General features: G+C 52.1%; 7 protein-coding genes. 3 read left to right on the top strand and 4 right to left on the bottom strand.

The window, feature by feature from the left end:
- Positions 1–150: 150 nt before the first annotated feature.
- On the bottom strand, positions 151–2,661 hold the full coding sequence (locus EPD17_RS10575) for a M14 family zinc carboxypeptidase (RefSeq protein ID WP_132054038.1): 2,511 nt from the start codon (positions 2,659–2,661) through the stop codon (positions 151–153).
- 293 nt (positions 2,662–2,954) lie between these two features.
- Here EPD17_RS10575 and ggt point away from each other — a divergent pair, with 293 nt between their 5' ends.
- Positions 2,955–4,664: a gamma-glutamyltransferase gene (gene ggt, locus EPD17_RS10570; RefSeq protein ID WP_132054036.1), complete on the top strand. Its 1,710-nt coding sequence runs from the start codon at positions 2,955–2,957 to the stop codon at positions 4,662–4,664.
- 5 nt (positions 4,665–4,669) lie between these two features.
- On the opposite strand, the gene EPD17_RS10565 is transcribed toward ggt, so the two are convergent.
- Together EPD17_RS10565 and EPD17_RS10560 are read right to left on the bottom strand one after the other, a co-directional pair.
- Positions 4,670–5,263, bottom strand: a complete 594-nt coding sequence (locus tag EPD17_RS10565; RefSeq protein WP_132054034.1) for a dihydrofolate reductase family protein — start codon at positions 5,261–5,263, stop codon at positions 4,670–4,672.
- A gap of 179 nt (positions 5,264–5,442) precedes the next feature.
- Positions 5,443–5,979 (bottom strand): hypothetical protein, encoded by a 537-nt coding sequence (locus EPD17_RS10560; RefSeq protein WP_132054032.1) that lies wholly within the window; start codon positions 5,977–5,979, stop codon positions 5,443–5,445.
- 161 nt (positions 5,980–6,140) lie between these two features.
- On the opposite strand from EPD17_RS10560, the gene EPD17_RS10555 reads away from it, so the two are divergent.
- A complete protein-coding gene (locus EPD17_RS10555) occupies positions 6,141–7,181 on the top strand; it encodes an isoaspartyl peptidase/L-asparaginase family protein (RefSeq protein ID WP_132054030.1) in 1,041 nt (346 codons plus the stop codon).
- Positions 7,182–7,390: 209 nt separating this feature from the next.
- On the opposite strand, the gene EPD17_RS10550 is transcribed toward EPD17_RS10555, so the two are convergent.
- A complete protein-coding gene (locus EPD17_RS10550) occupies positions 7,391–8,191 on the bottom strand; it encodes a DUF2490 domain-containing protein (RefSeq protein WP_204743132.1) in 801 nt (266 codons plus the stop codon).
- Between the two features lie 214 nt (positions 8,192–8,405).
- Here EPD17_RS10550 and EPD17_RS10545 point away from each other — a divergent pair, with 214 nt between their 5' ends.
- Positions 8,406–13,175, top strand: coding sequence for a translocation/assembly module TamB domain-containing protein (locus EPD17_RS10545; RefSeq protein ID WP_132054028.1), 4,770 nt, complete (start codon positions 8,406–8,408; stop codon positions 13,173–13,175).
- Positions 13,176–13,220 lie beyond the last annotated feature (45 nt).

Raw genomic sequence — 13,220 nt, 5'->3', positions numbered from 1 at the left:
CAGGCGTCAGACGGTTTATGATTTCAATGAAGGGCCAAATAAAAGAAAAAGGAGCAACATACTGTGCTCCTTTTTAACAATTATAAAAAGAATAAGGTTTGTCTCCTTTTTTATTGCACTTAATATGCAACCCGTTGTTTTAGGTGCGGCTTATTGGCCAACTAGGAACACAGCGTTGCAAAACATTAGTTTCCCGTTTTCCCAAAAATTGCGGAACAGGGGGTTATCGGAAAGGTAAGTAACCGTGCCTCGGCCCAGCTCCTGAGTTCCATACAGCAGGCCATCCTGCAGACGCGGGGCCAGTTTGTTGCCCACAAAACCTGCAACCTGGCCGCCTTTTTTCAACACGCCAACATTCCAACCATCACCTTTGATAAAATCGTAAATGGCATCATCTTGTTTCAGCGTGTAATAGTAATTCGGGTAACCAAAAGCCAAGGGATGCGTGTTGTCCAACTCCACGCGGAAAATAGAACCCGGCGTAATGTTTTGGATATAATCCCGTTCGCGGTCTTCAAATTTTTGCAGCGCACTGTACTGATCGCGATCGGCAGCAGAATCTTCTTTTTTCGATTTGATAGCCCAGTCGAGGCGGCCTAATTGCGCCACAGCACTTTCAAGCGCCACCAGGTGCCCGCCGCCGGAGATCCAGTTGCGGAGTTGGTCGGCAGCAGCTTTGTCCGATAGGAATCGGTAAGCGCCATCCGGCATGATCACCACATCGTAGTTGCTCCAGTTGAAGCGGCTAATGTCGGCCAGGTTTACCAGCGTGATCGGGTATTGCAATTCCTGCTCAAAGAAATGCCACACTTCGCCGGCACCCAGCGATGAAACTCCTTCGCCGGTAATGAGCGCCACTTTGCGGCTTTTGAACGGAACCATTTTCGAAGAGCCAAAATCAAAACCTTTTTCTACAAAACCGGTATTCACCGCGGTCAGTTCCACGCCTGCCGAATCGGCGAGGCTCCGTACCGTGTTCCAAAGGTTGGGCACATACTGGTTGCTGGTCCGCATCACCACGATGGAGCCGCGGTCAAATGTTTGTCCGCCCACATCAAAAGGCCGTTCGCTATACCGCAGCTTGATGCCACGGCGCTGCAGTTGCGTGGCCAGTTTTACACCCTGCACACCGGTCCAGCGAATCACATAAGCGTAAGGATCGGAACTATTGGCGTTAGAAACAGGCTTATGCGCTGCAGCTTCATTTGTGTTCAAAGCAGTACGGGTGGCAAATGCTTTCAGGCCATATACATAAGGCATGGCCCATGCGGTGATGTCGTAGGTGTTGGAATCAACCACAGTAGTGCGGGGTTCAAACAAAACCGTAACCAGCGTGCCTTTCGGCTGTGCTGCAGAAACTACCAGATCGTTCGCAGCTATGGAAAAAGATTCTTCTTTTCCATTTTCATAATTAAAGCCGCGCAGGCTGTTGCCTGTTGCCGCACCATAGCGGATGCCGTTGCGATCCAGCATTTTTTTCAGTGATGCAATGCGCTCTGCATCGCGGGGACTGTGTTTGACCACATAGGTTTTATAAGCGCCGGCGTTGCCCGCTGCAGCCGTGCGGAAAAACGACTGGAACTCGTTGAGCAGTTTGCCTGCATTTTGCGCAGCTACTTCCACAGTGCTCAGGCCCGTAGTGTAATGGTGCAAAACGCGGTCGGTAAGGGTCAACGTATCGCCTTCATCGGTAATAATGCCCAGGCCGCCGGCCGGTCCGCCGCCCTGCTCGTAGGTCATGCCGATCGAGCCATTGTAAATCGGGTAGGTATCACCGTAAGACGGGTATAACAGGTCAAATACTTCTTTGGTAAAATAGAGCCAGCCGTTCTCGTCAAAATAACGGGCATGGTTGCGGCCAATGGTTTCCTGAAAATTCCGCTGCCATGGCGTGATCACCTCGTGGTAAGGTTGTGCGGCCGGTGCAAAATAGTAAGGCTGGTTAACGCCCTGCTCGTGAAAATCCACATGCACCTGCGGCAGCCACTGGTTGAACAGCGCCACACGCTGGCGACTTTCGAGCTGTGTTTGCCAGGCCCAATCGCGGTTGAGGTCAAAATTGTAGTGGTTGCTCCTTCCGCCGGGCCATGGCTCGCGGTGTTCCCTGGCTTCAGGCGCGGGGTTGTATTGGCGGCCCACCACCGAGTTGAACCAGTTCACATAGCGATCACGACCGTCGGGGTTAAGGCAGGGATCAATAGCTACCACCGTGTTTTGCAGCCATTGCTTGGTGCGGCTGTTGGCCGGGTCCACCAATGCATACAGCGTCATCATCGCCGCTTCAGAGGAAGAAGTTTCGTTGCCGTGCACATTATACGAAAGCCAAACGATGACCGGGGCGCTGGTGTTGCCGTTGCCACCATTGTGCGCCGCCAGTTTGAGGTTGTTGTTGCGGATGTTTTCGAGGTTGGAAATATGATTGGCCGATGAAATAAAACCCGCCAACAGCGGACGGCCTTCGTTGGTTTGACCATACGATTGCAGTTTCATCATATCGGGCTTTTGCGCAGCCACATGCTTAAAGTATTCCACAATGCGCCAGTGCGGCGTATAGCGGGTGCCTATTTTATAACCTAAAAATTGCTCGGGACTTTGCAGTTGTGCACTGCACCAAAAAGAAAGCAGCAACAGGAGAGATGCGGCAAAAAACCGTTTGTTCATGTACCAGAAATTGTAAGGCAATATTACAAACCCTGATATTATTGCGGCCATGAAAATAGAAAAGCCCCGGGCAGGGGCTCTTCTTTGTACAGTTGGTTTAGGCGCCGTAAAGCCGGCAGCACACAATGATACCTCTTTTTCCGCTTTCGCTTATATGATTTTTCTGTTTTATTTGGTTGCAAAATGCAACGTGGCTGTATATGCGTAAATTAAATGCCACCAACTTCCCTCCCACGGATTGAAATTGCTGAACATTGAATGGGCTATTTTCGTTACCCTAACCACTTCCGTGTATGCGCTATTTGTTTTTGTTGACCTGCTGTATCAGTTTGCTGGGTTGTGCGCCACGCAAAGCCGAACGAGGCAGCCTGCCGTTTAATCCTTACCAATACAGCATTCAAAAAACGGTCACTGCAGCCAATGGCGCGGTAGTATCGGCACACCCGCTGGCCAGCATGGCCGGCCTGCACGTGATGCAAAAAGGCGGCAACGCGTTTGACGCGGCCATTGCTACGCAACTGGCCTTGGCCGTAGTGTACCCGCAGGCGGGCAACCTGGGTGGCGGCGGATTTATGGTGGCCCAACTTGCAAGTGGCAAACTGGTTTCACTTGATTACCGCGAGGCCGCACCTTCAGCGGCACACCGCAATATGTACCTCGATAGCGCAGGCAACGCCCAAACCGAAAAAAGCCGGCACGGCCACCTGGCCAGCGGCGTGCCCGGCACGGTTGCGGGTTTGTTCGAAAGTTTGCAATACGCAAAGCTGCCGATGAAAACGTTGTTGGAACCAGCCATACAATTGGCGGCAAAAGGCTTTGTAATCACGGCACGGGAAGCCCGCTCACTGAACGCATTGCAGCCAACGCTGCAGGCGTACAACACCCAACCTAACGCATTGCAAAAAGCTACGCCCTGGAAAGAGGGCGACACCCTGGTGCAGCAAGACCTTGCCGCCACGTTGATGCGCATACACGACCGGGGTCAAAAAGGTTTTTATGAAGGCGAAACCGCGCAGCTGATTGTTGCGGAAATGGGCCGCGGCGGCGGCATTATTTCGGAACATGATTTGAAAAACTATAAGGCCAAATGGCGGCAGCCACACCGTTTTCTGTACCGCGGTTACGAAGTGGTTTCGATGCCGCTGCCGAGCAGCGGCGGACTGCTGCTGCACCAAATGTTGCACATGGTGCAACCATTTCCTTTGCAGCAATGGGGCTTTCATGCGCCGCAATCGGTGCAGGCCATGGTTGAAGCGGAGCGCCGCGCCTACGCCGACCGGGCCCAACATATGGGCGATGCAGATTTTGTAACCGTGCCCGTTGCAGCCATTACCGACAGCCATTATTTACGCAAAAAAATGCAGGATTTCGTGCCCGGCAAAGCCGGTAAAAGCATTGCAGCCGGCGAAGCACTGGCGCCGCAAAGCGAAGAGACTACGCATATTTCCATCATTGACAAAGAAGGCAACGCGGTGGCAGTAACCACTACACTCAACGATGCTTACGGCAGTAAAACCGTGGTGGGCGGCGCCGGCTTTTTGCTCAACGATGAAATGGACGATTTCAGCATTAAACCCGGTGTGCCCAACATGTATGGTGCCATTGGCGGCGAGGCCAACGCTATTGCGCCGGGCAAGCGCATGCTCAGCTCCATGACGCCGACACTGGTATTGAAAGACGGCAAGCCTTACTTGGTTATTGGCACTCCGGGCGGCACCACTATTCCTACATCCGTGTTTCAAACCATTATCAACATCATTGATTTTGGACTGGATGCAGCCCGGGCGGTGAATGAACCTAAATTTCACCACCAATGGCTGCCCGATGAAATAGCAGTGGAACCAACGGTGCCGCAAAGCCTGCTTGCCGCGCTGAAAAACATGGGCTATACCATCAGGCCGCGTGGCCCGATTGGCCGCACGGAACTGATCAAAGTATTGCCCGACGGCCGTTTTGAAGCGGTAGCAGATAACCGCGGCGATGACAGTGCCAGTGGTTTTTAAGTCGCTTAGGAGCCAAATGTGCCGGTTGTTACCCCACCTGATCTTTTAAAATTGGCAATGAGCACACCGGTGGGCGTTGTGCTGCTTTCAGTTAAGGTAAACGCTGCCGGCATGGTACCGTCTGCAAACAGCTTTTTGCCTTTGCCTAATGTGACCGGGAATATTTTCAGCCATAGTTCGTCCACAAGGTTATGGGCAAGCAACAGCTGCACCAGCCCGCCGCTACCGTGCACTTGTAGATTACGTCGGTTGGTTTCCTTCAACCGCCGGATGTCTTCCGCGGATTTGAGGAACGATGTGTTTTGCCAATCGGAGTTGGTAGTCGTATTAGACAACACGAACTTATTTACCTTGTTAATGCCGGGCCATTCATCGGTGTGATGTGGCCAATGGGCGGCAAAAATCTCATAGGTCTTTCGGCCGAGCAACAGGTCGGCTGGTTGCATCTGCGCCGCCATTACTTGGCCCAATGTTTCATCAAAATAAGGGACTACCCAACCGCCCAGGTCGAACCCGCCCGATGTATCTTCTTCCGGCCCGCCGGGTGCCTGCATTACGCCGTCTAAACTGATAAAAGAAAGGACAATTATTTTGCGCATTTGTACCAATTTTTATTGCAACCAAAGCTCGATAAAGTGGCGGCGTTGCACGATGCAGCATGCGACAAAACAGGCGGCTAATTCCGACAATTTTTGTCGCGTTATAGATTTTACTCGCAAAAAAAAGCGCCTCGATCCATCCAGACCAAAGCGCTTTAGAAAATAAGAGACAACAGGATTTATTTGATCTTTAACTGCACCTGCACCGAAACCTGCAGCGGTTTGGTGGTGATCTTTTTTGCGCGGCCGGTTAGCGTGTACCGCATTTGCCCAGCCTTGATATAGCTTTTCAAATCAGTGTTGTTTCCGGGCACCACCAGTGGCGATGCAGCACTTGTTATCGTCGTTTCGGCAACTACCACCTGCTCCGGCCGGCCATTGCCCGATACCGAAAGTTTTACATTTTCAAAGTTCGAAAAGTTGTTGAGGTCATCGGCGTTGTTCACATTCAGGATCACCGATTTAATCACAATGTCACCCGCATTGTCGATGCCGAATTGTTGCGCCGTGTATTTCTGAATAAGGCTGTCCACGTTGAACTGAAATTCATAACTGCCCAACACCACATCGCTGCCCACGATGGGGTTGATGGGAACGGTGACCGTTACTTCGGGAACGTCATGTTCAAAAGAAGGAAAAATTGCGTCTTTGATTTTTTCGCAGGAAGCAAGTGCAAGGGTGCCCAAGAAGGCAACCGACAGGAACAGGTTTTTCATGTTTGCTTTAATAGGGTTAAAAAGATGGTGGCAAATGTACAACAACGCCGCAGTTATGAATGCTAAAAAAATCCCCTCTTAAAATGTGGTTCAAAGCGAAGCGACGCAAATATGAATAGGGTAACGCCCATTTCTCCGAACTTTACGGCAACAGCATTTATATGAAACCATTTTCGGCAATCATCCTCCTTTTGTTTATGATGGCAACCGCGCAGGCGCAGCAGGCAGCAAGCAGTAAAAAATTTACGCTGGTGATACATGGTGGAGCGGGCACTATTTTAAAAAAGAACATGACGCCGGAAAAAGAGCAGGCTTACCAGCTGGCATTGAACAATGCGCTGCAAGCGGGATACACTATTTTGACTAAAGGCGGTACGGCCCTGGATGCCGTGGAAGCGGCTGTGCGCCTGATGGAAGACTCGCCGCTGTTCAATGCGGGCAAGGGCGCTGTGTTTACCAACGAAGGCAAGAACGAGTTGGATGCATCGATTATGGATGGAAAAAACCTGGGTGCCGGTGCAGTGGCATCGGTTACCACCATACGCAACCCAATTACCGCGGCAAGGGCCGTTATGGAAAAGAGCCAGCACGTAATGATGGTGGGCTCGGGTGCCGAAAAGTTTGCGCAGCAGCAAGGCCTTGAACTGGTGGACCCCTCTTATTTTTATACAGAAGAACGCTGGCAGGGTTTGCTAAAAGTGCGGGCACAAGACCCAGATAGTGTGGCGCTGGATCATGGCAACAAAAGCACTTCAATGCTGAAGCAGCCCGGCAACCGCGATGATAAATATGGAACGGTTGGCGCTGTGGCGCTGGACCAGCACGGCAACCTGGCCGCGGCTACCTCCACCGGCGGCATGACCAATAAAAAGTTTGGCCGCATTGGCGACGCACCTATTATTGGCGCGGGCACGTATGCCAACAATGCCACTTGCGCAGTAAGCTGTACCGGCTGGGGCGAATTTTTTATCCGCCTGTCGGTAGCCAAAACGGTGAGCGATTTAATTGAATACAAAGGCCTTTCGGTGCAGGCTGCCACCAACGACTTGATTCATAAAAAAGTGCCGGCACTTGGCGGCGATGGCGGCTTGATTGCGGTGGATAAATCGGGGAATGTGGCCATGCCGTTTAATACCGAAGGCATGTATCGCGGGTATATCAAGCAAGATGGAAAAGCGGTGGTACAGATTTATAAGGAATGATTTTGCACCTCGGCAAAGTATTTAACCAACTTGCTAACAAAGTGCCATTTTGTTACAAAGTGATTGTCATGCCGAACTTGTTTCGGCATCTCCTTCTATTGGCAGGATTAACGATGTCGTAGGAGATGCCGAAACAAGTTCGGCATGACAAGCGTGCAGTTCAACGAAATAATTGACCATACAACGTGCTATGCAGAGCTTTCTATCTCTTATTCCCCCACATCCTTTTTCCTGGCATCAATATTAAAAATGGCACTGACCGTAAAACCTGTGTTGTATTGAAAAATGGGGCGCCCCGGCGTAAGCTGCCGGCCGAGTTGTACGATCTGGCTGAGGAAGCCGCCTTCAACCCGGGCATGTGGCGAAAACTGGCGGCCAACAATCAGGCTGCTGCGGTTTTGATCAAAAACATTTTGCGTTACCTCTTTGCCAAAGTTGACCATCAACTCATCCCAAACGGCGGCGTACCAATGTGCACCGTTTGCAGCAGGCTTTTGCAAGGGCGCCTGCAGCCGCGCCAAATACCTGAACCGATTTACATATTGGTAATCGTGTGCACGGTTATTGGTTGGGTCCGTAAACCGCCCGATCCAGCGCTGCTCCAGCATAAAGCGGTGCTGCAGTGCCAGCCGGTTGAGCGGCTGTGTGATGAATGCCTGTTGAAATGTTCTATGTTCGGGAAAAGTTTTGCCTGCGGCTTGTATCGTTGGGTCGCCATACGGAAAGGTTTCGGCAAAGGCATAGCCGGCACGCAACGAAACCGATGGGTGCACCTGGTAGTTGATGCTGCCCCGCACCAGGTTTTGCATGCCGTTGCGCAGCCAATCATCGCGGCGCCACTGCAGCTCCAGTGTCGATGACCATTGCTCGGCAAACCTTACGGTTGCATTGGTTGCAAACCAGCCGATCTGGTTGGGATCAGACACCCGCGGGTTTTGTGCATTTGCAGGTACCTGCAACAACATCATACAAATGGCAAAACAGCAAATCGTTTTTACAACATGCACCATAATCCGTTCGTTTGTAGAGCGACAAAGAAAATGAAAAATGCATCATTAACCGGCTTATGACCCGTTATTGGAATATGTTGCGTTGGTGGTGTATTTAAAAGCCGTGCGGTTTTCCTTACGGTTCTTTAAAATTGCAGGCGCACAACTGCAAATGGCTATTTTTACAACCTAATCAATTTTTTACCTGAAAGCTTTTTTAAACATATTCGGGCGGGTGCTGCTCTCCATCATGCTGCTGTTGCTGCTGTTGCTGGGGCTGCTGCATACCGACTGGGGTCAAAACTTTTTGGTAACGCAGGTAACAAAGCGCCTGAGTCGCGACCTGCAAAGCCGCATTTCCATAAACAACGTGGAAGTGGGTTTTTTCAACCGCATGTCGTTGGGTGGTGTGTTGGTAGAAGACCAGAAGCGGGACACACTGCTGTATGCAGGCGCCGTGCAGGTACGCATCACCGACTGGTTTTTTTTACAAAAAGAAGCGGAGCTTAAATTCATCGGGCTTGAAGATGCGCTGGTAAAAATGCAACGCACCGATTCGGTGTGGAACTACCAATTTTTACAGGATTATTTTACAACACCGGGCACCAACAAACAGCAAAAAAATGCCGGCATTGATTTCGACCTGAAAAAAGTGGAGCTGCGTAATGTATCCATCATTCAGAAAGATGGATGGATTGGCCGCAACATGACCGTGCGGGTAGGCCAGCTGGACCTGGATGCCAACGAGATCAGCCTGGCAAAAAAGAAAATCGACATCAACTCGCTGGCGTTGGTAAAACCATATTTACACCTCTTTGATTATACCGGTGCAAGACCCGACAGCCTGAAGCCGAAGGCCAAACCGGCTGCACCCAATGAAGGGTGGAATGCTGATGGATGGCTGATGGCGCTGAAAGATTTTACCATTGAAAACGGAACCTTCCGCACCGACCGCGACAGCCTGCGGGCAACGGTGCCCACTTTTGATGGCGCCCATATCCTGTTTTCAAAAATTACCGGCAATGTAAAAGACCTGCGGATGGAGCGGGATACGATCAAGGCGCTAGTAAACCTGAGCACAAAAGAACGCAGCGGTTTTACCGTAAATAAACTGGCCGCCAATTTCCGGATGCACCCGCAACTGATGGAGTTTTCGAACATGGAACTGCGGACACCCAAAAGTTTGCTAGGCAATTATTACGCGATGGAATACCCGTCCATTGCCAGCATGAGCGATTATATCCACGCCGTTACCATGGTGGTGCGGATGCGCAACAGCACCGTGCACAGCGATGACCTGGCTTTTTTTGCACCGGCGCTCCGCACCTGGAACCGCAACATTAAAGTGAGCGGTAACGCCAAAGGAACCGTCGATGATTTATCGGCACAAAACCTGGCCATACAGGCCGGCGCCAACACCTATGTGGCCGGCGATGTGAGCCTGGTGGGCCTGCCCGATATTGCCAGCACATTTATCAACCTCGAAACCGGCCAACTGCGCACTACTTATACCGATGCGCTGGATTTTGTACCGCAGCTCCGCGGCGTAACCACGCCTAATTTGCGCCAGTTGCAATACCTGCGGTTCAATGGAAATTTTACCGGCTTTATCAACGACTTTGTAACCTTTGGTACGCTGGAAACCGCGCTGGGCACCGTTGTGTCGGATTTGAACATGAAACTGCCCGCGGGCGGATCGCCGGTGTATTCCGGCTCGGTGAGCACATCAGGCTTCAGGCTGGGCACCTTTTTAAACGACGCCAACCTCGGCGCCGTTTCTTTTGCCGGCAATGTGCAGGGCCGCGGCTTTGCCTGGAACACGCTGAATGCGCGGCTGCGCGGCAATATCCGCAGCATCCAGTACCAGGATTACCGGTTTCAAAATATTACTGTGGACGGCACCATTGCCCGCCGTAAACTGGATGGCAATTTTATTATTGACGACCCCAATGCCGACATCCGGCTTTCGGGTATCATTGACCTGGGCAGCAAGGTGCCGGTGTTCAATGCAAATGCCGATATCAAATACGCCAACTTGCGCCTGCTGGGCCTCACCGGCGAAGATCTGGTGCTGAGCGGCTTGTTTGACCTTGATTTCCGGGGCAAAACGCTGAACGATTTTTATGGCGATGCCCGCATACGCCAGGCTTCGCTCCTGCTCGATGGCCAGCCCTTGCCGTTCGATTCGCTGACGCTGAGTTCCCGCGTTACCGACGGATTCCGCACTTTGCGGGCCACCTCAAACGAACTGGAAGCTTCCATACAAGGCAATTTCGACCTGAAGTCGCTGCCCGATGCGTTCCTGCTTTTTTTAAACCGCTATTACCCTTCTTATATCCGGCCGCCGCGGTTCCAGTTGCCCCGCCAGGCATTTACATTCGACATCCGTACCGGTGTGGTGGAAGACTACCTCAAGCTGCTCGACCGCAACCTTACGGGTTTCAACAACAGCCAGATTTCCGGTTCGCTCAACCTTGACTCCAACATGATGAAGGTGGAGCTGGACGTGCCCCTGGCCGGCTACCAACAATATTCATTTACCAATTTTCACCTCACTGGTGATGGCGACCTCGAACGCTTGAAGGTGCAGGCCAGTGTGGCCAACGCGGTGATCAGCGATTCACTCAATTTTCCACAGACCGATATTTCGCTGACCGCTCAAAACGACCTTTCCGACCTGACCGTAACCACGATGGCCAACCAAACCATCAATAAGGCGGAGCTGGCGGCACAGGTGCAAACATTTGCCGATGGCTTTAAAGTGCTGCTACGGCCTTCTAGTTTTGTGATCAATGGAAAAACCTGGAATGCCGAAGAAGGCGGCGAACTGGATTTCAGGGAGCGGTCGGTGGTGCATGGGCAGGTGGTGCTGCGCGAATCGGACCAGGAAATCAGGCTCACGACACAGCCCTCCGACATTGGTTCGTGGAACGACCTGGTGGTGGCGCTGAATCGCGTAAACCTCGGCGACCTTTCACCGCTGCTGGTAAAAGGCTACCGAATTGAAGGATTGATTTCCGGAACGGTAACCGTGGAAGACCCGCAACAGCGCCTTAACGTGGTAACCGACCTGCGCACCGAAGCATTACGGGTGGATAATGACAGCATTGGACAAGTGCTGGCCGCCATCGCCTATAATAATACAACCGGCATGATCACGGGTGGGGTGAACAACCTTAACCCCGACCAGCAGGTTACCGTGGACCTTTCCATCGATGTGGACGACAGCACCAACCTGCACCGCGACCGCATTACGGTGAATGCAAAAGATTATCCCGTGAAAATCCTGGAGCGGTTTATCGGCACGCTGTTTTCCGACTTGCAGGGCTTTGTTACGGGTAAACTGGATATTTTAGGCGAAGGCACCAACCGCGCCTTTATTGGCCGCGCAGCCATCCGCGATGCCGGGCTGAAAGTGAATTTTACCCAGGTTTTTTATAAGCTGGACAACGCCGAGATCGTGCTCCACGAAGACTATATTGATTTTGGAACCATCCGCCTCCGCGACCGGCTGGGCAACACGGCGACGATGCAGGGAACCATTCAGCACCAGGCATTTAACGACATGGTGTTTGATATTGCGGTGCAAACCGGCAACCAGCCCATGGAGTTGCTCAACACCACCTATGCCGACAACCAAACTTTTTACGGCCGCGCCATGGGTACCGGCTCGTTCCTGCTGAATGGCCCGCAGAACGACATCCTGATGAACATCGATATGGTGGCATCAGACCGAGATAGTGCCTACATTACCTTGCCGCCGTCGAAGGCAGTGCGGGAAAGCGGTACCGCCGACTTTTTGGTGGAACGTAAATACGGCCGCGAAATGAACCCGAACGACCTGCGGGGTGCGGCCACCAACCTTTCGTACCAGGTAAACCTTACAGCCAACCCGCTGGTGAATATTGAAGTGATCCTGGATGAGCTGACCGGCGACATTATCCGTGGCCGGGGCACGGGTACGCTGTTCATCAGCTCCGGCACCAACGAGCCGCTCAGCATCAGGGGCCGTTACGATATACAGGAAGGAAACTACCTGTTTACGTTCCAGTCGGTGCTGAAAAAACCATTCACCATCCGGCCGGGCGGCAATAATTATATCGACTGGACTGGCGACCCGTTTGGCGCCACCGTGCGGCTGGAAGCCGTGTACAAAGCCGATGAAGTAAGTTTTGCACCGCTGGCACAAAGCGGGCTGATTCTTGCGTCCAGCGGTGGGCCTAACCTTGCCAGCTTCCGCGATGATGTGAACGTAGTGGCCCTGCTGACCGGTGAATTGTTCCGGCCGCAGTTTAGTTTTTCGCTGGAGCTGCCGAGCAACCTGGGCAACGAGTTTTCTTATGCCATCCAGCAAATTGAAAAAAACCCGAATGAACTGAACAAGCAGGTTACGTCGCTGATCGTGTTCAACTCGTTTGCGCCGTTTGGCATTAAGCTGGGAACCAGTAACCAGATCAACGAGCTGGCTTATAATACCATTTCGGGATTGCTGTTTGGCGAAGTGAACAAACAATTGAACCAGCTGCTGGGCGGCATTCTGCAAAAAAATGATGTGACGCTCAATCTGTCCGGTTCGGTGTACAACCGCAGCCTGGTGGCCAACTCCAGCAACTTCAACATCAACCAGACCGACGTGAACCTGAGCGTGGGCAAGGCATTCTTCGACGAACGGTTTACCGTTACGTTTGGCAGCACGCTCAACGTGCCGCTGCAAAGTACTTTACAACAAACCATCCAGTTTTTGCCCGACGTAACGGCAGAATGGGTGATCAATAAAAGCGGCACCATCCGCGCCACGTTTTTTTACCGCCAAAACCTCGACTTCTTGGGTTCCGGCTCGGTGGCGGGGAACGGGCTGCGCACCACCAGGACAGGTACTGCCCTTTCCTACCGGCGGGAATTTGACTCCATCCGCGAGTTTTTGTTCGGCCGCAAATCGGCGAGGCTACGGGCACAAGCAGCAAGGGATAGCATTCAAAAGCAGGATTCGGCCGGGGCACAGTAACTTAATCTTACGCATAAAAGGGCCGCATTTTCGATGAAAATGCGG

The organism is Pseudocnuella soli (assembly GCF_004347775.1).
Lineage (GTDB): Bacteria > Bacteroidota > Bacteroidia > Chitinophagales > Chitinophagaceae > Flavisolibacter > Flavisolibacter aquaticus.
This window is presented reverse-complemented; position numbering and strand designations above follow the sequence as displayed.